Consider the following 22,458-nt stretch of genomic DNA (forward strand, 5'->3'; position numbering starts at 1 on the left):
CGTGATTATAGCCAAACCGCTATACGCGGTTTACGGGGCAGGGTGTGGCGGCGGTGGCGCAGGCCAGCGCCAATGCGTTCTGGCCAGCGCGGAGGGAGCAATTCAAACGCCGAGCCGAGCGGCGCCAGACCGCGGGGGTGGCGCACATACCTGATGGTTTGGCCGTTTGCCGTCCCGGCGCTTGCGCCAGCCCTCAATCGGTCCGCGCCTCAGCGAAAACGCCAGCCCGTCCGGGCGGTCTGGCGCTGTTCGGCGGACATGTTTCCGTGATTCCGGGCTAGGGGCGGTAGTCAGCCAAGGTCTTGCCCGGCTCGTCTACGAACAACTCTGGTAACGCTTCAGCGCTCTCAATCTGATCGAGCGGATAGGTCGCAAAACCCTTTGCGCCTTCACACCACGCCGTCAGCAACCAAAACCGCCCCCAGTTTTCCACTTTGAGCGGGCGCACCACCTGAGCCACGCCATTCGCCACCCTGACCCGCAGCTTCTGCCGCGCTTGGATCGCCGCCCGCAACACGGGCAGATGCGCAAAGACCCGCGTCGCTTTGCCAGGCCTCTGTAACGCCTGCTGCCACGCCGCCCCCTCTGCAATCGTTTCGGCAGGCAAAACCGCGTCGAACTTCGCGGCCAATGTCTCCGCCGCGCCCTGCAAGTCTCGATCCCCCACCTCAGCCGCCACGGCAAGGCCGAGGTTCAGCGCCTCCAACTCTGCCGGTGCGAGGGTCAAGGGGGGCAGGGTGATCGCCGGCGTCACACGATAGCCCTCGCCCCGCGTCCCGGCCACCGGCACCCCCGACGCAATGAGTTTGTCCATATCGCGGTAGATCGTGCGCACCGACACGTTAAAGCGGGCAGCCAGATCATCCGCCCGGTGCACCCGTCCGTCGCGCAGAATATCGATCAGCGCTACCAGTCGATCTCTATGTCTTAATACATCCATGCTCCTGACAAAAACACGTCAGGAGAGTTTTTGCACCCGCAAAATCTGCGCATCCTCCCGCCGAGCGCGGCCCCGCAAACCGCTTTGCCCCTTCATGCCATCCGCGCCGCCCGTTATCACAGGCCAAACCGGTGCGCCTGCAGGCGTGCCAAACATGATGGGAGAACAGACATGTTGAACAATATCGGACTGCCGGGCCTGCTGCTGATCGCGGTTGTCGTGCTGGTGCTATTTGGCCGGGGCAAGATTTCCTCGCTCATGGGCGAAGTCGGCAAGGGCATCACCAGCTTCAAAAAAGGCATCAGCGAAGGCGAAGAAGAGACCAAGCGCACAGACGACATCAAACATGTCGACGAAGTGCACCATGCTGAGTTGCACGATCCGGACGCGCAGCCCAAAGCCGACGTGAAGACCGACAAGGACCGGGTGTAACCCGATGTTCGATCTGGGTTGGACGGAGCTTTTGGTCATCGGCGTGGTGGCGCTGATCGTGGTAGGCCCCAAGGACCTGCCCGTGCTGTTTCGGCGCGTGGGTCAATTCGTGGGCAAGGCCAAGGGCATGGCACGCGAATTCAGCCAAGCCATGAACGATGCCGCTGATGAAAGCGGTATGCGCGAGATGTCCTCATCGTTGAACAAATCGCTGAAAACCGCGACCAACCCATTGGGCAGCGCGATGGATGAGGTGAAGGACGCAACCCGTTCGCTAAGCAATTTCGACCCTGACAGCGAGACTGGCAAACTGGCGGCGGAAAAGGCTGAGGATGTGAAAAAGATCCAAGCCAGCACAGCCCGCGCCGCAGCCGAGCGCAAACAGCGTGAGGCAGCAGAGGCCATGGCGCAGGCCGAAGCGGCGGAGGCCGAATTGTCGGACGCGCCCGCGACAGCAGCGCCGCAACGGCCCGTTATTGAAAAGCCGGTTATCGAAAAGCCTGCGGCCAAAGCGACCACTGACAAAGCAGCTCCTAAGGCAGTCGCGGCCAAGAAAACCGCTACGAAAAAGCCTGCGGCCAAAGCGACCACTGGCAAAGCAGCCCCCAAGACAGCCGCGGCCAAGAAACCGGCTGCGAAAAAGTCCGCCACCAAGAAGCCAGCGGCGGCCAAACCTGCCGCGAAAAAAGAGTAAGTTAAATGAGCGCCTCCGACGACTATGACGAGATCGACGACAGTTCGGCCCCGCTGATCGAGCATTTGGCCGAACTGCGCACGCGGCTTATCCATTCGGTCATCGCCTTTATCATCGGCATGGTGATCTGTTTCACCGTCTGGAACCCGATCTTCAACTTCCTGACCGAACCGCTGTGCTCTGCCATGGCCGAACGCGGGCAGGAGGATTGCGGGCTGATCCTGATCAAGCTCCAAGAAGGTTTCTTCGTCGCGATCTCAATCTCGCTTTTGGGGGGCTTGGTGTTGGGCTTTCCCTTCATCAGCTACCAACTCTGGCGCTTCGTGGCACCGGGGCTCTACAAGAACGAGAAGGGCGCTTTTCTGCCCTTCCTGATCTCCTCGCCAGTGATGTTCTTCCTCGGCGCGGCTTTCGCCTTTTATGTCGTCACGCCACTGGCCTTCGACTTCTTCCTCGGCTTCCAGCAGGCTGGCACGCTCGTAGGCGAGGGGCCGGATGGTGAAAACGGCATTGCCGCCATCGCTTTCCAAGGCTCCGCGCAAGAGTATCTCTCGCTCACCATTAAGTTCATCGTGGCCTTCGGCCTGTGCTTCCAGTTGCCTGTTCTGCTGACGCTGATGGGCAAAGCCGGGCTGGTCAGTTCCGAAGGGCTCGGCAACGTCCGCAAATACGCCGTCGTCGCCATTCTGGTGCTCGCTGCCCTCGTCACCCCGCCGGACGTCATTACCCAAGTGATCCTCTTCGTGGTGGTTTACGGGCTCTATGAGATTTCTATCTTCCTCGTACATCGGGTGGAGACCAAGCGCGAAGAAAAGCTGCGCGCCGAAGCGTATTTTGACGATGAAGACGAAGAAGATTTGGATGATCTGCTGTGATTGACGACCCGATGGACAGAATTGCAGCGGCGTTGGAGCGGATGTCTCCGGTGCCGCTAGCCGCCCCCGACTTCGACGCGGCAAGCGCCTTTGTCTGGCATACCGATCCGGACCGGCTGATGCCGGTGCCACAGGTCGCCCGGATTGACCTGCCGCTCTTGGTCGGGGTGGACCGGGCGCGGGATACCCTGCTGGCCAACACACGCCAGTTTGCCGCCGGGTTGCCCGCGAATAACGCTCTGCTCTGGGGTGCGCGTGGTATGGGAAAATCCAGTCTTGTTAAGGCGATACATGCGGATGTTCATGCATCACATGAAGATCTGCGCATCGTCGAATTGCAGCGCGAAGACCTGCCGTCGGTCGGGCGTCTGCTGAACCTCCTTCGCGGAGCGTCACAACGGTTCATCCTGTTTTGCGATGACCTTAGCTTTGGCCACGACGACGCACATTACAAATCGCTTAAGGCCGTGCTTGATGGCGGTATCGAGGGACGCCCGGATAACGTGGTGCTCTACGCCACCTCGAACCGCCGCCACCTTATGCCGCGTGACATGATCGAAAACGAACGGGGCAGCGCGATAAACCCGTCAGAAGCGGTGGAAGAGAAGGTCTCTCTGTCAGACCGTTTCGGTCTTTGGCTCGGCTTCCACCCCTGCGACCAGGAGCAATATCTCACGATGATCCGTGGCTACTGCGATGCGTTCGGTGTGGAGATCGACAACGAAACGCTGCGGGCTGAAGCCGTTGAATGGCAAGCGACCCGTGGCGCGCGCTCAGGCCGCGTGGCCTGGCAATATTTTGTGGACCTTGCCGGGCGCAAAGGGGTTAAGGTCAGCGGCGGTTGATCGCCCCCTCCTTTGACACTCAGAGGGCGGGGACAGCGCTTAGGCCGTGTGACGTCGCAGTATTTCGTCGATTTTGCATGCCACAAAAGGGCTAAACCCAAAGAGGGTTAAACGTCTCACCTTGGCCGCCAGAGGCACCTAGTAGGCCGGGCAGCGCTAAGGCACTGTAGCGTGGCAGTACTTCGTCGATTTCGCAGGGCACAAAGAGGTTGAAGTCAGCGGCGGTTGAACGCCCTCTTTGGTCGCTAGAAGCACTTAAATGGCCGGAGAGCGGTCAAGCCGTGTTTCGTGGCAGTATTACGTCGATTTTGTAGGGCGCAAAGGGGATAGAGTCGGAGAGGGTTGAACATCTCCCTTTGGCAGCCAGAGGCGCGTAGAAAGCCGGGGCGGCGCCCCGGCTTTCTGCCAAAACGCCGCCTTCTCGTGATCAGATTACTGGATATAGGGCGTCGGATCGACGCTCTCAAACCCGTTGCGCACTTCGAAATGCACATGCGATTCCGCGCCGCCCCTCAGCGCGGCGATCTGCTGTCCGCGGCTGACGCTGTCGCCTTTGGCGACCTTCACATCAGCCACATTCGCATAGACCGTCAGCAGGTTGTTGGCATGGCGCACCACAACAATGGGAATTCCATCCGCGCTTTTGGTGATGGCGGCCACTGTGCCGCTGTCAGCGGCTTTCACCGCGCCACCCGGCGCACCTTTGATGTTGATGCCCTCGTTCTTGCCCTTCGCATATTCCCGGATGATCGAGCCCTGAACTGGTGGGGTCATCTTGGTGGTCTTAGCAGGGGCTGTGGGCTTGCCAACATCGGCCACAGGCGTGGTCGGAGCAGGGGCGGGCGGCGTTGGTTTGGCTGTCTCGTCTTGCGGCAGCGGCTTGGCTGCGGACGGCGGCATGGGCGTTGGCGAGCCCGCGCCGGGTGCTGTGGTGACGGGCGGAGCGGGCTGCGGTGCCGGTTTGGCGGGGGCCGGTTGGCGCGGTGGCGCTTGCTTTTCTACCGGGATCAACAGGAACTGCCCTTCGCGGATGGCAAAGTCTGGCCCCAGCCCGTTCCATTCGGCCAGCGCTTTGACGGGCACGTTATAAAGCCGCGCGACGGTATAGGCAGTCTCGCCCCGCTCAACACGGTGGCGCACAGGTTCCTTGCTTGCAGGCGCCGCAGGCTGCGCAGCCGGGGTGCTGGTCTTGGCCGGTGGCAGCCCTTGGGTCTGCACGCCGGGTGTCGCGGGGACCCGGTCAATCGCATTTCCGGCAAGCGACGTGATATCAACACCGCCTCCGCCTGTGCTGCTGGGCGCAGGTTCGGCCACGCGGCGGGGCAGGGCGATGATTTCGCCCTGACGCAGCGGCACATCGACGTCGATGCCATTGTAGCGCGACAACTCATTGCTGTCCGCACCAACGCGGGCGGCCACATCCTTGAGCGTGTCACCGCTCCGCGCCACTGCCACCTGATAGTTAGGATAGGAAATCACCCCCCGCGCATCGGGTTTGGGCCGATCCGCCAAGGGACCACGCGCAGCTTCAGCGGTCGAAAAGCCATCGCCAAAGGTGCTGCGCATGTCAAAGTCCAGCGGCTGGTTTTCGCAACCGGCCAGCAAAATCACACTGGTTCCGGCCAGAAGGGTCAGCCGCGTCTGGCGGCGCAGGAAGGGGTGGCGCATCTGCAAGTCCTCATCTTCGCCCCCATGTCGAATGGGGCGTTGTCTGTCTAACCTATTAACCGTCCTTGCCCAAACCTTCCAGCAGGGGGACAAAACGCACGGCGCGCAATTCATCGTATTCCAGACCTTCGGCGGTCTTTCGCACACGAATAAGGTGTTGCACCGTATCAGATTGGCCCACGGGCAAGACCATGATGCCACCAACCTTGAGCTGCGCCAGCAGCGGGCCGGGCGGGTCTTCGGCGGCGGCGGTAACGATGATACGGTCAAAGGGGGCCTGTTCGGCAAGCCCAAAGCTGCCATCCGCAGTGATCGCGGTGATATTGGTGAGGTTCATCGCCTCAAACACGCCGCGGGCCTCTTGCACCAAGCGACGGTGGCGGTCGATGGTATAGACCCGGCGTGCCAGCTTGCTGAGGATCGCGGCCTGATAGCCCGAACCGGTGCCAATTTCGAGCACCTTATCGCGCGAAGAGACCTGAAGCGCTTGGCTCATCAGCCCCACAACGGAGGGTTGGCTGATGGTCTGCCCGCAGGCAATCGGGAGCGGCATGTCCTCATAGGCCCGGCTGGCAAAGAGGCCCCGGATGAATGGCCCTCGGTCAATCGCTTCCATCGCTGTAAGCACGCGCCCATCGGTCACGCCCTTGGAGCGTAGCGCGTAGAGGAACTGCATCTTGCGTTCCGCTTCAGAGATGGGCTCTTCGTTCATCCGTTAATGCCTGCCAATGTCTCAAGCGCCGCATGATCCGTCAAATCGCAGCGCATCGGCGTGACGGAGACATAGCCGTCAAGGTTCAGACAGGCGTCTGTCCCCGGTGCAGTTTGAACGCGCTGGTCGCCGCCCTTGATCCAAAGGAAACGGCGGCCGGAAGGCGACAGATGCGCTTCGGTCGAAAAGCCGGTGCCGGGGCGGCGGCCTTGGGGGGCAAGGCGAATACCGCGCACATCGGCGCCTGCAACAGGGGGGAAGTTCACGTTATAGAACAGCCCGTAAGATGCGTCCTCAGAGGGGCTATGCTCAAGGATGCGGCGGCAGGTCTCGGCCCCGTATTGGGCCGCAGCCTCAAACGGGTCGGACAACTCGTTGTTCGCCGGGCCGTAGTATTGCGACAGAGCGATGGCAGGCAGACCCTGCAACGCGGCTTCCATCGCCCCGCCGAGCGTCCCGGAATAAAGCGCGTTTTCTGCAGCGTTATTGCCCCGGTTCACGCCCGATAACACCAGATCAGGGGGAGCGGCGGTCATGGCATCGTGGATCGCGGCAAGCACGCAATCCGCCGGAGACCCCTCAGCCGCGAACACCCGGTCGCCCAGTTGCGAGACCATCATCGGTTTGGTGTAGCTGATGCAATGGCCCACGCCGGACTGTTCAAAAGCGGGTGCCACCGTCCAAACCTCGCCATTCGGTCCGGCCAATTCGTCGGCGATGGCTTTGAGTACGGTCAACCCCGGTGCGTTGATGCCGTCGTCATTTGTGATCAAAATACGCATGAAAGCCCCTTTTTGCCTTGATAGGCGAGGGGCGGACCGGCGGCAAGCGCGGCGCGCCGATGCCGCCCGGTTCAGGTGGCAGAGTTTTTCGACAGTTGCGCCAATACCGCAGCGGCCTGCGTTGCGGGATCGCTGAGCGCTGCGCGGTCCTCACCGGGAAAGAACCGGCCTCGGGTCGCGGTGGGCATGGGCTCGGGCGTGATGATATGGACCTTGGGGCCGATCTGCGCGGTCTCGGCTTGCCAAGAGGTGGCCAACGCGATCTGTGCCGCTTTGGTGGCACCATAGCTGCCAAAGAACTTGGCGCCCGCGCGGGGGTCGTCAAAGAACACCGCTTGGCCATTGGCACCCAAGAGCGGCGAGACGAAGGAAATCAACCGCGCCGTGGCGGTGACATTGCCCGCAATGGATTTGTCGAAATCTTTGCTGTCGATGTGGTCCGTCGGGGTCAGGGGGGCCGCATGGATCGCGCAATGAAGCCACAGATCAAGACTGCCCCAGCGGTCGTGAATTCCGCGGCACAAGACAGCCATCGCATCAGCGTTGGTCACATCCATTGGCGCAAGCGTGGCGCTGCCGCCCTTGGCCTGAATCCGGTCGTCCAACTCCTCAAGCGCGCCGGTCGTGCGACCGACGGCGATGATGTGATGGGTGGGGGCCAAAGCCTCGGCCAAGGCCGCGCCAAGGCCGCGCGAGGCGCCGGTGATCAATGCTGTTTTGCTCATGTCCGCGATGTGCACCGCGCAGCGCGGCAGGTCAAGAGGGCGCGGCTGGACTTAGCCCTTGGGCAAGCGCAGCACTTTGTTGCCGCTGCGGCTGGAAAGCACCAATGCGCCTTCGCCAATGGCCGCGACCACGCCGCCTGCCACTTGGTCGCCCACTTTGACGCGGGAAATCTTGCCACCATTTTCGCGGATCAACGCGCCCGGTGTCGCTTCGCTGCCAAAAACACCAATCAGAGCGGTGCGCGACAGGTCAGCTTTTTCAGTTGCCAAATCGGTCACTTTCTTGGGGGTCGGGGTCCCAGTGTTTGCCATGATTTGCCTTTCGCCTGTAATTGCAATTTCGCGCGGCGTCCCCCGCGCTACAGGCGTCAGCTAACCCTTGCCGCACTGCGGCGAAAGGGGGTGAGATTTGAGTGCGCAGGGTTCTGCCAGAGCATCGGCAAAGCAACGCCGACTGCGCGAACAGTGACGTTGCGGCCTTTACCAAGCGTTAAATCTGTTCAGCCGACAAAAGCCTTTTCGACAACGAAATGCTGGGGATCGGAGTTGGCACCCTCGGTCAGGCCAAAGCCTTCGAGAATATGCATAATATCCTTGTTGAAGCCCAAGCTGCCGCAGACCATAGCACGGTCGTGAGCGGCATTGATCTGGGGCAGACCCAGATCTTTGAACACAGTGCCGTCTTGCAAGAGATTTGTGATCCGACCCATCTTAGAGCTCTCTTCGCGGGTGGTGGTCGGGTAATAGCGAATCTTGGCGAGGTTCTCAGAGCCGATTAGCTCTTGCATCAGCTCATCTGCCTTCAGTCCTTCGATGAGCTCACGGCCATACGCCAGTTCCGCCACATCGCGGCAGGTATGGGTGACGATAACCTCGTCGAATTTCTCATAGGTCTCAGGCTCGCGCAGAAGGCTCGCGAAGGGCGCAAAGCCGGTGCCGGTGGCGAACATCCACAGCCGGTCGCCGGGCAGCAGCGCGTCATGCACCAGCGTACCCACCGGCTTGGGCCGCAGGATGATCTGATCGCCGGGTTGGATGTGTTGCAGTTTCGAGGTCAGCGGACCGTCTTGCACTTTGATCGAGTAAAACTCCAGCTCATCGTCCCACGCGGGCGAGGCGATAGAATAGGCGCGCAGGAGCGGTTTTTGTTTGCCGGTCTCGGGGTGCGGGTCGCCCATCAGGCCGATCATCACGAACTCGCCCGAGCGGAAGCGCAGACTCGCGGGACGCGACACGCGGAACGAAAACAACTGGTCCGTCCAATGGGTCACGGCGGTCACTGTTTGAGCGTCCGGCAGCGTTGGGACGGGCTTGGCGGCGGTCTGGTTCACTTTGCTCTGCTCGGTCATATGGGTTTCCGCAAATCGGTTTGCGGCCTCTACTTATGTCATGAAAAGGGTGAGGGCAATCAATGCGCCCTTTAGGGTTAGCCGCGCAGGCGGGCCTGATAATTATGCGCCTGCCAATCCGCGCGGGCCAGCCACTGGTTTTCCGGCTGACGTGCGGCGAGGTCGTCGTCAATCTCTACCTCGTCAAAGCCTGACCGCCGCGCCATGGCGTATTGGTCCGCCAAAACATGCCCCCGCGCCCGCAGCCGGCCGGTGTAGCCGCGCAAACGCAAAGTACGGGCGATGGTAAAGCCGCGCCCATCCGCGAAGGACGGGAAGTCGACGCGGATCATTTCCAACGCCGGGGTGAGGGTCACCGTATGGGCGTCCGTGTCTGAGGGCAGATCAATGGCACGGCAGTCGTTGGCTGCGCCCGGCTGGCAATAGCCGTGTGGCCAGTCATCTGCGGCGAAGCCTGCGTCGGTTACGAGGGTGCTCATGTCTTGTCTCCTGTTCGGACCACTTTGCCGTTCACAAAATGAATGCCGCATTCTTCTTTGGACTGATCGCGCCAACGCCCGGCGCGGGGGTCTTCGCCCGGTGCGACAGGCGAGGTGCAGGGCGCGCAGCCGATCGAGGGGTAGCCCTTGGCCACCAAGGGATGACGCGGCAGGCGGTTTTCAGTGATGTAATCGGCCACGTCTGACGTCGCCCAATAGGCCAAGGGATTCACCTTGATGCGCGGGGCGGTGCCGTCTTCGGGGGTTTCGACTTCAAAGAACTCCAACGCCGCACGGCTGCCGGATTGAAAGCGCTTGCGCCCGGTGATCCAGCCGTCGTGGCCTGCTAACGCGTTTTGCAAGGGCCGCGTTTTGCGCAGGGCGCAGCAGGCGTCGGTGTCATATTGATGCAGGGTGCCATCCGGATCCTGCGCAGCGATTTCTGCGCTGCGCAGAGTAGTGACATTGCGCAGGCCGAGGCGTTCGCAAAGTTCTTGTTGGTACACCAGCGTTTCCGCAAACAGCATTTCAGTGTCGATGAAGAGCACCGGGATATCGCGCGAGACCATCGCTGCGAGGTGCAACAGCGCCACGGACTCCGCGCCGAAGCTGGAGACGAGCGTGAGGCGATCGATCTCGTCATAGGCGCGGCGAATCACATCCGTTGCGCCGTGATGGCGTAGGGCGGTGTTGAGATGCTTCACCTTTTCCTCGACCGCGTGCAGCGCCTCGGAGGGCGGTGCAGCGGTATTTGAGAAAGGATGAAGTTCAGGGGTATCAAGCGGCATCGGCCCGATCCTTCTCCGCCGCTTCGGGGTAGAGCACCGCTTTGAACGGCGCGGGGCCGAGGCGGCGGTAGGTTTGCAAGAAGGTCTCGGATGGGTCGTTGCGCAGGTTGAGATACCCTAGCACCAGCCGTTCGATGGCCGGCACGATGGCATCGGCGGAAAAGCCGGGGCCAGTGCGGGTGCCCAGGGTGGCGTCTTCGGTGCCGTCGCCGCCGAGGGTGATCTGGTAGTTTTCCACGCCCGCGCGGTCGAGACCGAGAATGCCGATATGTCCCACATGGTGGTGGCCGCAGGCGTTGATGCAGCCGGAGATTTTAATTTTGAGCGGGCCGACGTCATGCTCCAGCTTCAGCTCGTCGAAGCGGGTGGCGATCTCTTGCGCGATGGGGATGGAACGCGCCGTGGCCAGCGCGCAATAGTCCATGCCGGGGCAGGCGATGATGTCCGAGATCAGGCCGATGTTGGCGGTGGCGAGTTTGGCCTCTTTCAGAGCCGCGTGCAATTCGGGCAGGTCGCTGCGGTGAACATGGGGCAGGATCACGTTCTGCTCGTGGCTGATGCGCAGCTCGTCATGGCCAAAGCGGCGGGCGAGGTCGGCCATCACGCGCATCTGGTCTGCCGTCGCGTCGCCCGGCGTGGCGCCGTGGGCTTTGAGGCTGATTGAGACGATGGCGTAGCCCGGCGCGCGGTGCTGGGCGAGGTTGGTGTCGGCCCAGGCGCGGAAGACAGGGTCGTTCGTGTAAGCGGATTCGTAGGCCGCGAGGGAGGCGGTCTTGAACTCAGGTGCTGCGAAATCGGCTTCAATGCGAGACAGCATTTGCTGGTCGACACCGGTGAACTGGCTGCGGATCAGGGCGTATTGCGCGTCGACGCGGGCGCGGATGTCTTCGATGCCGTTTTCGTGGACGGTGATCTTGATCCGCGCTTTGTATTTATTGTCGCGGCGGCCCAGCACGTTGTAGACGCTGACGATGGCTTCGAGCGTGGGCAGCAGGTCTTCGGCGCTGACGAAGTCGTAGAGCACCTTGCCGATCATGGGCGTGCGGCCGAGGCCGCCGCCGACGATGACTTCGGACCCCTGTTGGCCGTCACGCTCAACGATGCGCAGCCCGATGTCATGGGCCTTGATCACCGCACGGTCGGCGGCGGCGCCGGTGACGGCGACCTTGAACTTGCGCGGCAGGAACTGGAATTCCGGGTGGTCGGTGGACCATTGGCGGATCAGCTCGGCCACGGGGCGGGGGTCTGCGACCTCATCGGCGGCGGCCCCGGCGAAATGGTCCGCCGTCACGTTGCGGATCGTGTTGCCGGAGGTCTGGATCGCATGCAGCTTCACCTCCGCCAGCGCGTCGAGCATATCGGGCACGTCGCGCAGCTCGGGCCAGTTGTACTGGATGTTCTGACGCGTGGTGAAGTGGCCGTAGCCCTTGTCCCACCGCTCGGCGATATAGGCGAGTTGGTCCATCTGGGCGCTGTTGAGCGTGCCATAGGGGATCGCCACCCGCAGCATATAGGCGTGCAGTTGCAGGTAGAGGCCGTTCATCAGGCGCAGGGGTTTGAACTCATCCTCGGTGAGCGAGCCGTCGATGCGGCGCTCGACTTGGGCGCGGAACTGGGCGTTGCGCTCGGCGAGGAATTTGTCGTCGAATTCGGTGTAGCTGTACATCAGACGGTCTCCTGTTTGCCGTGGGCGTAGTTCGACGGGCCTTTGGCGCGGAACTCTTCGCGGAAGTGGGTGGGGCGGGGGCCACCCGCGTCGGGGGCCACATCGGCGAGGTAGACGCCTACGACCAAATCCTGCTGGGTCAGCGCGTCGATCAGGCGCAGATCGGCGTCGGCTTCATCAGTGAGGACTTCGGCTTCAGCGAGGTGACGGGTCCAGCCTGTGGCAGTTTGATAGACGACATCGCCTTCGAGCAGCGCGTTGGCGGTGATGACCTTGGGGGTGAAAGGCTTGGGCATGTCAGGCCAGCTCCTCTAGCGGGGTTTCATTGGCAGCTTGTGCGGCAGCGCGGGGGGCGAGGCCGTAGAAGGTGAGCGCGGGGCCGGTCATCTCGGCATCGGCCAGATCGCGCGGCAAGGTGTCGAGCGTGGTGGACAGCACCCGTTGATTGGGGCGGGAGGCGTTCTCGATCACGGTGACGGGCGTGTGGCGGTCGGCGCCATGCATCAGCAGGCGGCCTTGGACGAAACGGGCGGATTTCTTGCCCATGTAGATCGCAGCAACTTCCCCGGGACGGGCAAGCGCGGCCCAGTCGTGATCGGCAAAGCCTTTCATGTCGTGGCCTGTCAGGAAGCGCACAGAGGTGTTGCGGTCGCGCTTGGTCAGGCTTTGGCCGATGCTTGCGACAGCGGCGGAGGCCGCCGTAATGCCCGGTACGATGTGCCAGCCGATATTATGGGCATTCACCGCGTCGATCTCTTCGTCGAGGCGGCCAAAGACGGTGGCGTCACCGGATTTCAGTCGCACGACCTGAGCGCCGGCTTGCGCATGTTCGACCAAGAGCGCGTTGATATGGTCTTGGCTGGTGGAGGGGCCGAAACCCTCTTTGCCGACGTCGATCATCAGCGCTTCGCGGCGGGCGAGTTCGAGGATCGCAGGGGTGATCAGACGGTCGTAGATCACTACATCGGCTTCATCCAGCGCACGGCGGGCCTTGAGGGTCAGCAGCTCCGGGTCGCCCGGCCCACCGCCGACAAAGGCGACATGGCCGGGGCGGGCCTCGCGGGTCAGGTGGGTGTGGAGCAGATCATCGAGCGCGGGACGCAGCGCTTCAGTGCCTTCGGCCATGGCGCGGGGTCCGGTGGTGAAATAGTAGTCGCGCCAGAAATCACGGCGGGGGCGGCCCATCGGCAGGGCGTCCGCCAGCTTGCGAAAACCTTTGCCGATGCGGGTGAGCGGGCCGAGAGTGGCAGGCAGGCGCTCTTCGAGGTCGGCTTTGATGGCGCGGGCGAGGACGGGGGCGGCGCCTTCGGTGCCGATGGCCACGGTGACGGGGTCGCGGTCCACGATCGCGGGGGTGATAAAGGCGCTGTCGTGCAGGTTGTCCACGATGTTGACCAGCGCGCCATCGGCCTCTGCCAAGGCGGCGGTCTGGGCGTCCGTCCGCGCATTCTCATCAGCAGCATAGAAGAGCTTGGCGCCCTGTGCATCGCCGGCTGTCATGGGGCGGCGGTGCAGGGTCAAACGGCCCTCCGCAGCCCAGTGTTCGATCTGGGGATCAGGGGCGGTGGCAAAAACCACCAGTTCGGCCGAGGTCTTGAGCAGGAGGCGCAGCTTGGCCAATGCGGCTTCACCGCCGCCGGAAAGGACGATCCGTTGGCCACGGGTGGCGAGGAAGATGGGGAAATGGTCCATGGGGCGCCCTGTTTCTGATTTGACTTGCCCCTCTATATAGGAAATATTCCCCGTAAATGGCTATATAGCGGTGGATATAAGGACGTTTGTTCTGTTCGGCACGATTGGCGAAACAGACGTCCCATGAGGGTAAGAGAGAGTAGAATGACTGTCCGAATAGATGAGACTGACCGGAAGATTTTAGCGCAGCTGCAACGCGATGCGAGCCAGTCGCTGGACGATATTGCGCGTGAAGTGGGGTCATCAAAGACCCCGGTGTGGAATCGCATTCGCAAACTGCGCGAGGCCGGTGTGATCGGTCAGCAGACCGTGGTGCTGGATTCCGAAGCGCTTGGTTTTGAGGCCTGCTTCTTTGTTTTGATCCGCACGTCAGAGCATGAGGCGGCTTGGCAGGCGGCGTTCTTGAAGGCGCTACAGGATCGCCCAGAGGTGCAAGAGGCGCACCGTCTGGCGGGGGATATTGATTATATTCTCAAGGTACGGGTCAAAAATGCGCGGGCCTATGATGTGTTCTACCAGGCGCTGATTTCAGAGGTGAAGGTGCACAATGTTACGGCATTGTTGTCGATGGAAGAGATCAAGTCGACGACGATGCTGCCGCTTTAAGGGGGGGCAGGCCATGGCAGTTGGCCCGCGCCTTGCTGAAGAAGGGTTTAGCTCTGCGCGAGGGCTGTGAGGATGGGCGCGAAATCATCGGCCTTGAGGCTCGCGCCACCGACGAGCGCACCATCGACATTCTCGACCGCGAAAATCTCAGCAGCGTTGGCAGCTTTCACCGAGCCACCGTAAAGCAGAGGCAGGGCATCACTGATCTCGGCGCCAAAGCGAGCGGCCAGCCGCTCGCGGATGAAGTCGTGGACCTCAGTGATTTGTGCGATGCTTGGTACCTTGCCCGTGCCGATGGCCCAGATCGGTTCATAGGCGATGACGGTGTTTTCGGCAGTCGCACCGTCGGGCAGTGACCCGTCGAGTTGGGCGCCGATAACTTGGAGTGTTTCGCCAGCCTCTCGCTGGGCGTCGCTCTCGCCAATGCAGATGATGGCGGTAAGGCCCGCGCCCCATGCGGCTTGGGCTTTGGCCCGCACATCGGCGTCAGTCTCGCGATAAGCGTCGCGGCGCTCGGAATGGCCGAGGATGACATGGGTGGCACCGGTGTCAGCAATCATGGTCGCCGAGATGTCGCCGGTGTGCGCGCCAGATGCTTCGGCATGGCAGTCCTGTGCACCGATCTGGATGGGGCAGCCATGGACTGCGTCGGTCGCGCGAAAGAGCAGCGGGCTGGGGGGGCAAATCACCACCTGCGGCGGGTTTTCGGGCAGCGCCCTGCTCAAAGCGTCGAGTTCACTGAGGGCGGCGGCGGTGCCGTTCATCTTCCAGTTGCCGGCGGCGATTTTAGGGCGCATCGGGTCCGTCCTGATCTGTTAAACCTTACAAGGGGTTCGCAGGACCGGCGGCTTTCGTCAAGGCCGCCGCCACGATCACTTCGCGCCGAGGCTTTCGTCAAACTTGATGGATTCGCCGCAGCCGCAAGCCTCGGTCACATTGGGGTTGCGGAACTTGAAGCCGGATTCGAGCAGCGTGGTCTCATAGTCGATCTCGGTCCCAAAGAGGAACATCTGCGCCATGGGCGCGATCATCACGCGCGCGCCGTCTTGTTCGACGACTTCGTCGTTGGGATCGGTCTCTTCCACATAGTCCATGGTATATTCCATGCCGGCGCAGCCACCCTTCTTCACGCCGATGCGCAGGCCAGCATGGCCCGCAGATTGCATAAGCTTTGCAATCTGGGCTGCGGCTTTTGGGGTCAGGTTAACGGCTTGCTTACCGGGAATGCCAAACATGAGTAATCTCCTATGGCTGCAAGATAGGGGGCGGAGGCGTCGATCTCAAGCGGGTTGGAGAAATATCAGAGCAAAGTGATCAGGGATTGCGTGGCAAAGGCTATGGTAAGCGCCCAGCCAAAGGAGGCGAGCGTGCCGATAATCACATATTCGCTGATCTCGCGGCTTTGCGAGGCCGTGTCGAACCTCAGAATGGATTTGGCAGCAATCAAAAAGCCGATGCCGATGGGGTCACCCACCATCACCATGAGATAGATCAATGCGCGTTCGAGCAGGCCAATGATCCGGCCCGCATTGTCCAACCCGTCTGGCTGCGCCTGCGCTTTGTAGCGGGCCATCAATCCGCCCACGGCGGGGCCACCGGCAAAAGTGGCGGCAATCAAGCCGATTAACAGCGCCATCGGGGTAAGGAGGTCTTGCGTATGTTCGGCCCAGACCCCGCGAGAAAACGCTTCCGGCATGAGGTAGGCCGCGAGGGCGATGGTAATTAAGTGTGCGCTTTGATCGCCAAGATAGGGCCAAAGCCGGTCGCGGTGGCTAGGCGGCGTCGCATAGACCTTGACGGCATCGATGGTCAAATGGGCAAGCCCGACTGCGGCGGCGAGCATGAGGCTACCGCCCAAAGCGATGGCGGTAAGGACAAAGACGATGATCGCGTGCAGCAGAAGGATGCCGGGGCGGCGTTTTTGAGCAACCATCCAATCAGGCTGAAAGATGAAATCCGCAAGCATATGGGCCGTGAGGCAGGCGAGGCCAGTGGCGATAAACGGATCAGACATAGCTGCAATCCACGCCACTCGTATACAGGTTAAATTGGCTGTAATTCGCTATTACAGGTTTCATTGGCTGTTTTGTAAAATGGGGGAATGTCATAGGGTATCCTACGTGCTTTCCAGCATTTCACAAATTTCCAGCACTTCGTCTACGCCTGCTGCCTCGACATGGCCCTGAACACTCTGCTGGGTGAGGGCTAAGCGTTCGGCCAAGGCGGTCTGAACGGGCCGGTCGGGGGCGAGCATATAATAGGTGACTTCAGCCTGACGCTGGGTCCAACCTGTCGCGAGCCTGTCGGCCAAGGGCAGGGCGCAACGCAGGGCGAGAGGTGCTGCGGGGGCGCTGAAGCGGCGGTTGCGCGGCATGGTGTCGAGCGCATGGCCAGAGGCCACCAGCGCGTCACCGTCCGCATCGGCGAGGGTGCTGCCCGCGAGATGCGCTTGCCCGATGCCTATGGCGATGCGGGTGTCGGCAGTCTTGTCTCCCCGGCGCACAGCAGCGCGTAGGGTGAGCGCGGCGCGAAAGGTCAAACCGGGGCGGACCGCCAATTGCCAGCCATCGCCGCGAAACCGGGTTAGATAAGCGGGCGCATCCTGCCACTGGGCAATTGCTTCTGCAGCGTCTTGCAAACGGTCAAAGACCGCGTTGAGCCCGGCCCGGGTCATGGCGCTGGATTTTACGATGTCGCCTGTGAAAATCGCCCAGTCTTGCATGCAACGCCCTTTGTTTTTCGCAATGTTGCAGGATGGGCAAACCCATGCAAGGCAAAGGGCCGCTCGAAATCGAGCGGCCCTGAGGTTCGTCCTACGCTAGGGGCGATCAGAGGCCCATGCAGTTGGCGTAGAATGTCGTGGTCGCTGGCCAGTCGGAGAACACCCCGACCACGCCTGCATCCTGTGCCAATACGTCAAGCGCCACGAGGTAATCACTGTCGTCCTTGATCACATCGCTGACCGATTGGAAGTACCAGCCGCCACCCGACGCCAGTGGGCCGGAGCGTTCCAATGTCCATGCGATCAGTTCCAGTCCCGCTTCCTTGGCGGCTTTCGCATAGTCCGACGCAGCCAATGCGCCGTCTTTGCTAGTCAGGAGCATATTGAGCGAGGGGGCAAGGTAGTTCACGCCCTGCTCTTTAAGGCTGGCGAAATCCTCTTTCCATGTCTCAGGGTTCTGTTCGTCGAAGCCATCGCTCCATTCCACCAGATAGACCGCTTGTTTGCCGAATTCCGGTTCAGCTTTGATCCAATACAGCACGTCATCAAGGTTGAAGGACTGTGCCCAGACATCCGAGGCGGGGACACCGGCTTCCTTATACTCATCAACAAGCTTCTGCGCGTAGTCTTCCTGCGAGAAGCCATCGTGGGGCATCTCAACGGAGGGGGATTTCAGCTCAGGTGTGAACTTGGCGCCGAGCGATTTGAACAGTTCGATCGACTCTTTGTGAGTCATCAGATCGGCCTTGTCCGAATAAAGCTGGGTGCGGAAGGGGGCTACGCCGCCTTGATAGTCTTCGGCGGTGGTGGCGGTCTTGTCCGCACTGTCCATTTTAGGCGTCAGCGTACGGAATTCTGCAAGCGTCAGGTCAGAGGTGCGGCATTCGGCGCTGGCGGGTGTGTCGCCCGATGCCGGGGTAAAGCCGGTGGTGCATTTCTCGGCCAGATCAGAGACCAGAATATTGGTCGTCGTGTGCAGATCGTTCTGTGCGTGGCGGCAGACCAATTCGTGGTCAGCGGTAAAGGTCACGTCACATTCCAAAATGCCAGCGCCCATACGCGCGGCAGCCACGTTGGATTTCTTTGTATGCTCGGGAAACATCAGCGGGGCGCCGCGGTGACCGATGGAAAAGTCGGTCTTTAAGGCATCTTGGCCGATACAACTGGCCAATTTGGTCTTCAAATCACCGTCGGGCAGTTTATCCACCAGATAGGCCGGGCGCGGGCCGTATTCGACCGGGGTCGCGGAGGCATGGCTTTCGGCAAGGGCCAATGTGGGCGCGAGCGCCAAGGCGGTAAGAGATACGAGTCTGCGCATAGTTCAATCCATTCGTGAAAGATATTCCGTTGCCTTGATGGCGACACTGCGTAACGGTTTCACGACAGATTGATTTCAGTCAAATGAAGACTGGTCTGTTAGCGCAATCGGCGGAAAGGCGCCGATTGCGCGGGGTCAGCAAGTTGCTGATCTCCAAGCATTTTTCTGCAATGCAGCATTGGTAAATAAGCCTGCGAGCTTACATGAACCCCAGTTCAAGCCGGGCCTCGTCAGACATCATGTCCATGCCCCAGGGCGGCTCCCACACCAGCGCTACATTGACCTGTTTGACCCCGGCGATGGGCTCTACTGCATCGGCAACCCAACCCGGCATTTCACCAGCAACGGGGCAGCCCGGTGCAGTGAGCGACATCTTGATGTCGACTTCATTCTCGGCGTTGATGTCGATGGTGTAGATCAAGCCAAGCTCATAAATATTCACCGGAATCTCCGGGTCATAAACCGAGCGACAAGCCTCGACGACCTGCTCATACAGCGGATGATCGGTGGTAGAGGGCGCAATCAAAGGCGTCCCCTCAAGCGGTTGGGTCTGGTCGGTCATCTCTTGCCTCGCATCATTCTCGACGTTTTATATAGGGATTGCGGGCGCGGGCGTAAAGTGGCGGTCGGCGACAGCAGTCAGGTGCGACACCGTTGCGGTCCTCGGCTTTGAAGCGCTCAGGATACGCGCCCTGTTCGTAGGAGACGATTCCATCATCCACGGCAAGTTAGGAGAAGTCACCTCGCATCAGTACCACGATGTGTGCGCCGCAGATGTAGCAACAGTCGGCTCGCGTGGATCGCTGCGCAGCCCTTTGTAAGTAGTCCAGCGCAACAATAAAACCGCGAAAGACACGCCTTCAGCCGGAGCAAACGTCACCGGCCCGCGTTCAGCTTGCGGGCAGGTGGTATCTATACGGAGCCGGGACAGACCGCACAGCCGGCGAACCGCTTCAGCCGGTTCTGCGTCGCCGGGCGGGTTGCGGTTTGACGCGGGCTTCGATCTCGTCATAGACCTTGCCGACGATGTCCTTGCCGGTGGCTTTCTCGATCCCTTCAAACCCCGGTGAAGAGTTCACCTCAAGCACCTTTGGCCCGCTTTCCGAGCGCAGCAGATCAACGCCGCTGATGCCCAGCCCAAAGGCGCGCGCGGCCCGAACAGCGGTGTCACGTTCCTCTTTGGAGATGCGCACGACCTTGGCCGACCCGCCCCGGTGCAGGTTGGATCGGAAGTCTCCCTCCGCCCCGGTGCGCTTCATGGAGGCGACGACTTTGCCCGCCACCACAAGGCAGCGAATGTCCTCGCCCGCCGCTTCTTTCACAAAATCCTGCACGAGAAAGTTGGCCCGCAGGCCGCGGAAGGCGTCAATGACACTTTCGGCAGCCTTTTTGGTTTCGGCCAAGACGACGCCCTTGCCTTGCGTCGATTCCAGCAGTTTCACAATCAGCGGCGCGGTGCCCACCAATGCCATGAGGTTGCTGGTGTCCTTGGGCGAGGCCGCGAAAGCGGTGGTGGGCATGCCGATCTTCTTGGCCGCCAGCACCTGATGCGCGTGCAGCTTGTCGCGGCTGGCGGTGATTCCGGCAGAGCCGTTAACGCAATAGGTGCCGATGGTCTCAAACTGGCGGATCACGGCGGTGCCATAAGGGGTGATCGACGCGCCAATGCGAGGGATTACGGCGTCATAGCGAGGCAGGCGTTTGCCGTCGTAATGCACTTCGGGCGCCAGTTGGTTGATCGCCATATAGCAGCGCGTGGTGTCGATGACCTCAACGACATGGCCACGCGCTTCGCCAACCTCGACCAAGCGGCGGGTTGAATAGTTATCCTCCCGGCTCAGCACCGCGATCCGCAGGGCACGTTGAGGCGCTTTGGAGCGCAGGCTCGCGGTGTGGTAAACGTCATAGTTCAGATCAGGCTGCAAACGCCGCTCAGTGGCAGAGATGTTAATATGTTCCGTCAGCGCTTGGCGACCCAGCAACATGCGGCTGGTCATGCCGGCGCGATTGGTCAGCGTCACGTCAATGGGCCAGCTTTGGCCGCCGACTTCCAATGTGGTGGTAATAACAAACCGCTGTTCGGATTCGCCGTTGGACGAAGTCACTTCGCGGCGGTCAACGATGGGGGCAGAGCAGGTGATGGCAATGTCTTCGCGCCCGGCGATGGGATGCACGTTAAAGCGCACCTTGGGTTTTGACGCGGGGCCAAAGACCTCAATGTCATGGGCATGCAGTGCGGAAGTGCGCGCGCCGGTGTCGACTTTGGCCTTGATCGCGGGCAGGCCCAGATCGGGCAGGGCGATCCATTCTTCCCAGCCAAATGTCAGTTTATCCATTGCCCGCTCCTTTTGATTGTTCTCGTGCCTACCCTGCGCGCCGCAGCGCTACAAGCGGCGCTTAGCCCGGTTTGCCCATATCCGCAGGGACGGGGGGCAACATGCGCTTGCCCTCTTCTTCCATCTTGGCGGCGGCGGCCAAAAGCCCTTCGCGCACGCGGCATTCGATGTCCCAGAAGGTGGCCGCATTGTCTGTTGGCACTTCAAACCGGACCTTAATGCCAAAGGCGTCTTGCTCCAACACATGCACTTTGGCCTTGCTCATCGGGGTGACATCATCGGGGTCTTCTTTGGCGAGCAGGTTGAAGAACTCATGACGCAGCGCTTGCACATCGGCAGTCTGCGCGAGCGTCAAGATGATGGGCCGCACCATGGCATGATCCTCAATCGACCAGTTCTCAAAAGCGTCAGAGACGAAATAAGCGACCGGCACAATGAGGCGCGTGCCATCCCAGTTCATCAGCTGAACATAGGTGAAATGGATACGCTCAACCGTGCAGAAATGCCCCTCAAAGATCAGCTGATCGCCAATCCGTGCCGAGCGGTTCAGTGCGATCTGTACCGAGGCGAGGATATTGCCCAACACCTCCCGCGCGGCGAAACCCAGGATGATCGTCAGCGCCCCGGCAGAGGCGAGGATCGACAGGCCAAGGGAGTTGTCAGCGTTGATCGAGACAAGGATCACACCCGAGGCCACCAGCACCGCAATCACGATCACCCCTTTGCGGGCGGCCGCGATGGTGGTGGCGATGGAGCGCATATGCGCATTCATCGGGTCGGCCAGTTCATAGGCGTTGTTGGGGCTGATCCGGTCAAAGATTTCGTCAAAGGTAAAGACGATGGCCAGCGTAGCGGCGGTCACATAGGCGATGAGCAAAATCGGGCTAAGCACCGCATCAATCAGGCCAGACACCACCAGCACGCGACTGGTCGCAATGCCGATAATTGCCGCACAAAGGACGATGGCGGCAGGCCAGCGGAAGGACCGCAGCATAAAGCGCAGCCAGCGGGGTTTCACAGCTTCGCCCAAACGGCGCATGAAGCCAAAGGCGAACCAGCCCGCAATCAACGCCCCGGTCAGTAGGATCGGCAGAAACAGCACTTCCCAAAGATACATGCCCCAAAAGGCCCGTCCGCGCAGCCATTCAGGCAGGACGGTTTCGATATCAGTCGGCCCGTATTTTGCGTGGAGCGGCGGGATGTTGTCCACGCTCTGGCGCGAGAATACCCAGACGGGTTCTGCATCTTTGCCCGGTTTTACCCGGTTGAGCCGCAAAGGCACGTCATGCCCGCCAAGTTCCAACCTGTCGATCAACACCGAACGGCGCACGCGCCCGGTATCGTTGTCTTCAGAAGAGCCGGACAGCCAGCCATCGGGACGGTCGGCCAGTTTGCTCCAAGGCACGACCACCTTGCGCTCCATCAGAACGGCGAGTTGAAAGGCCCGTTCGGCCCCAAGGGCGGCTTGGTTGCCTTGCGGCAGATCAGAGAGATCAAGGATATGCGCCGCATCGCTATAGTGGCCCTTGCTGGTCAGGTACATAAAGCTCTCTACGGCGGCCATAGGCGTGCCACGGTCGAGCGTGTTTGGCGCAGGCGGCAGGCCGGGGTTCAACTCAGTGGTCTCGAACCATTTCTCCTGTGCCTGTCCAACGGCGGCGCCGATGAGCAGGGAGACGGCCAGCAGCATCACGCCCAGCAATCGGGAAAAAAGCGCTAAGGGGCGCGGGAGGGCAGACAGGCGCAACATGGTCTGCCGAATGTAGCGGGGGTTCAGAGAGGTCAAGGCTACGCGCGTCATCTTGGAGCGGTTCAGCGCCAAGGCCACA

25 protein-coding genes are annotated in these 22,458 nt (G+C 61.2%); 5 read left to right on the forward strand and 20 right to left on the reverse strand.

Going from position 1 to position 22,458, the window contains the following annotated elements; translation table 11 throughout:
* Positions 1-277 precede the first annotated feature (277 nt).
* On the reverse strand, positions 278-940 hold the full coding sequence (locus tag HTT03_RS13285; RefSeq protein WP_174860250.1) for a helix-turn-helix transcriptional regulator: 663 nt from the start codon (positions 938-940) through the stop codon (positions 278-280).
* Positions 941-1,111: 171 nt separating this feature from the next.
* On the opposite strand from HTT03_RS13285, the gene HTT03_RS13290 reads away from it, so the two are divergent.
* From HTT03_RS13290 to HTT03_RS13305, 4 genes are read left to right on the forward strand one after another with little or no spacing between them, the layout of a single operon-like run.
* Positions 1,112-1,372: a twin-arginine translocase TatA/TatE family subunit gene (locus HTT03_RS13290; RefSeq protein WP_174860251.1), complete on the forward strand. Its 261-nt coding sequence runs from the start codon at positions 1,112-1,114 to the stop codon at positions 1,370-1,372.
* Between the two features lie 4 nt (positions 1,373-1,376).
* The gene (gene tatB, locus HTT03_RS13295; protein WP_174860252.1) at positions 1,377-2,066 is read left to right on the forward strand and encodes a Sec-independent protein translocase protein TatB; all 690 of its coding nucleotides are present in this window, start codon (positions 1,377-1,379) and stop codon (positions 2,064-2,066) included.
* A gap of 5 nt (positions 2,067-2,071) precedes the next feature.
* Entirely contained in the window at positions 2,072-2,941 is an 870-nt protein-coding gene (gene tatC / locus HTT03_RS13300; protein WP_174860253.1) for a twin-arginine translocase subunit TatC, read from the forward strand.
* Positions 2,942-2,952: 11 nt separating this feature from the next.
* Positions 2,953-3,786: an ATP-binding protein gene (locus HTT03_RS13305; RefSeq protein ID WP_246253497.1), complete on the forward strand. Its 834-nt coding sequence runs from the start codon at positions 2,953-2,955 to the stop codon at positions 3,784-3,786.
* 432 nt (positions 3,787-4,218) lie between these two features.
* Here the strand turns inward: HTT03_RS13305 and HTT03_RS13310 are convergent, their stop codons facing one another.
* The 11 genes from HTT03_RS13310 to cysG form a co-directional block, all read right to left on the reverse strand.
* Positions 4,219-5,454: a M23 family metallopeptidase gene (locus HTT03_RS13310; RefSeq protein WP_174860255.1), complete on the reverse strand. Its 1,236-nt coding sequence runs from the start codon at positions 5,452-5,454 to the stop codon at positions 4,219-4,221.
* 55 nt (positions 5,455-5,509) lie between these two features.
* A complete protein-coding gene (locus HTT03_RS13315) occupies positions 5,510-6,166 on the reverse strand; it encodes a protein-L-isoaspartate(D-aspartate) O-methyltransferase (protein ID WP_174860256.1) in 657 nt (218 codons plus the stop codon).
* On the reverse strand, positions 6,163-6,948 hold the full coding sequence (gene surE, locus HTT03_RS13320) for a 5'/3'-nucleotidase SurE (protein ID WP_174860257.1): 786 nt from the start codon (positions 6,946-6,948) through the stop codon (positions 6,163-6,165). The genes HTT03_RS13315 and surE overlap by 4 nt, the downstream gene beginning before the upstream one ends.
* Positions 6,949-7,019: 71 nt before the next feature.
* Positions 7,020-7,673: an SDR family NAD(P)-dependent oxidoreductase gene (locus tag HTT03_RS13325; RefSeq protein ID WP_174860258.1), complete on the reverse strand. Its 654-nt coding sequence runs from the start codon at positions 7,671-7,673 to the stop codon at positions 7,020-7,022.
* 51 nt (positions 7,674-7,724) lie between these two features.
* Positions 7,725-7,985, reverse strand: a complete 261-nt coding sequence (locus tag HTT03_RS13330; protein ID WP_174860259.1) for a pilus assembly protein PilZ — start codon at positions 7,983-7,985, stop codon at positions 7,725-7,727.
* A 188-nt stretch (positions 7,986-8,173) separates the two neighbouring features.
* Positions 8,174-9,022 carry a ferredoxin--NADP reductase gene (locus tag HTT03_RS13335; protein WP_174860260.1) on the reverse strand — a complete coding sequence of 283 codons (849 nt, stop codon included), beginning with the start codon at positions 9,020-9,022 and terminating at the stop codon, positions 8,174-8,176.
* 77 nt (positions 9,023-9,099) lie between these two features.
* Positions 9,100-9,501 (reverse strand): DUF934 domain-containing protein, encoded by a 402-nt coding sequence (locus tag HTT03_RS13340; RefSeq protein ID WP_174860261.1) that lies wholly within the window; start codon positions 9,499-9,501, stop codon positions 9,100-9,102.
* Positions 9,498-10,289: a phosphoadenylyl-sulfate reductase gene (locus HTT03_RS13345; protein WP_174860262.1), complete on the reverse strand. Its 792-nt coding sequence runs from the start codon at positions 10,287-10,289 to the stop codon at positions 9,498-9,500. The genes HTT03_RS13340 and HTT03_RS13345 overlap by 4 nt, the downstream gene beginning before the upstream one ends.
* Positions 10,279-11,955 carry a nitrite/sulfite reductase gene (locus HTT03_RS13350; RefSeq protein ID WP_174860263.1) on the reverse strand — a complete coding sequence of 559 codons (1,677 nt, stop codon included), beginning with the start codon at positions 11,953-11,955 and terminating at the stop codon, positions 10,279-10,281. The genes HTT03_RS13345 and HTT03_RS13350 overlap by 11 nt, the downstream gene beginning before the upstream one ends.
* Positions 11,955-12,251: a DUF2849 domain-containing protein gene (locus HTT03_RS13355; protein WP_174860264.1), complete on the reverse strand. Its 297-nt coding sequence runs from the start codon at positions 12,249-12,251 to the stop codon at positions 11,955-11,957. The genes HTT03_RS13350 and HTT03_RS13355 overlap by 1 nt, the downstream gene beginning before the upstream one ends.
* Before the next feature lies 1 nt (position 12,252).
* On the reverse strand, positions 12,253-13,647 hold the full coding sequence (gene cysG, locus HTT03_RS13360; RefSeq protein WP_174860265.1) for a siroheme synthase CysG: 1,395 nt from the start codon (positions 13,645-13,647) through the stop codon (positions 12,253-12,255).
* A gap of 144 nt (positions 13,648-13,791) precedes the next feature.
* On the opposite strand from cysG, the gene HTT03_RS13365 reads away from it, so the two are divergent.
* Entirely contained in the window at positions 13,792-14,253 is a 462-nt protein-coding gene (locus HTT03_RS13365) for an Lrp/AsnC family transcriptional regulator (RefSeq protein WP_007120312.1), read from the forward strand.
* Positions 14,254-14,300: 47 nt separating this feature from the next.
* On the opposite strand, the gene tpiA is transcribed toward HTT03_RS13365, so the two are convergent.
* The 8 genes from tpiA to HTT03_RS13405 form a co-directional block, all read right to left on the reverse strand.
* Positions 14,301-15,050 carry a triose-phosphate isomerase gene (gene tpiA / locus HTT03_RS13370; RefSeq protein ID WP_174860266.1) on the reverse strand — a complete coding sequence of 250 codons (750 nt, stop codon included), beginning with the start codon at positions 15,048-15,050 and terminating at the stop codon, positions 14,301-14,303.
* A gap of 75 nt (positions 15,051-15,125) precedes the next feature.
* Positions 15,126-15,488: a HesB/IscA family protein gene (locus HTT03_RS13375; protein WP_174860267.1), complete on the reverse strand. Its 363-nt coding sequence runs from the start codon at positions 15,486-15,488 to the stop codon at positions 15,126-15,128.
* Between the two features lie 65 nt (positions 15,489-15,553).
* Positions 15,554-16,267 carry a DUF3307 domain-containing protein gene (locus tag HTT03_RS13380; protein WP_174860268.1) on the reverse strand — a complete coding sequence of 238 codons (714 nt, stop codon included), beginning with the start codon at positions 16,265-16,267 and terminating at the stop codon, positions 15,554-15,556.
* A 102-nt stretch (positions 16,268-16,369) separates the two neighbouring features.
* Positions 16,370-16,975 carry a hypothetical protein gene (locus HTT03_RS13385; protein ID WP_174860269.1) on the reverse strand — a complete coding sequence of 202 codons (606 nt, stop codon included), beginning with the start codon at positions 16,973-16,975 and terminating at the stop codon, positions 16,370-16,372.
* A gap of 106 nt (positions 16,976-17,081) precedes the next feature.
* Complete coding sequence (locus HTT03_RS13390) at positions 17,082-18,293, reverse strand: glycerophosphodiester phosphodiesterase family protein (RefSeq protein ID WP_174860270.1); 1,212 nt, start codon at positions 18,291-18,293, stop codon at positions 17,082-17,084.
* A gap of 199 nt (positions 18,294-18,492) precedes the next feature.
* Positions 18,493-18,855 (reverse strand): SUF system Fe-S cluster assembly protein, encoded by a 363-nt coding sequence (locus HTT03_RS13395; RefSeq protein WP_174860271.1) that lies wholly within the window; start codon positions 18,853-18,855, stop codon positions 18,493-18,495.
* 391 nt (positions 18,856-19,246) lie between these two features.
* Positions 19,247-20,629, reverse strand: a complete 1,383-nt coding sequence (gene rimK, locus HTT03_RS13400) for a 30S ribosomal protein S6--L-glutamate ligase (RefSeq protein ID WP_174860272.1) — start codon at positions 20,627-20,629, stop codon at positions 19,247-19,249.
* A 61-nt stretch (positions 20,630-20,690) separates the two neighbouring features.
* Positions 20,691-22,457: a mechanosensitive ion channel domain-containing protein gene (locus HTT03_RS13405; protein ID WP_174860273.1), complete on the reverse strand. Its 1,767-nt coding sequence runs from the start codon at positions 22,455-22,457 to the stop codon at positions 20,691-20,693.
* Position 22,458: the final 1 nt, after the last annotated feature.

The sequence above is a fragment of the Sulfitobacter maritimus genome, from assembly GCF_013346665.1.
In the GTDB taxonomy this organism is placed as follows: Bacteria; Pseudomonadota; Alphaproteobacteria; order Rhodobacterales; family Rhodobacteraceae; genus Sulfitobacter; species Sulfitobacter maritimus.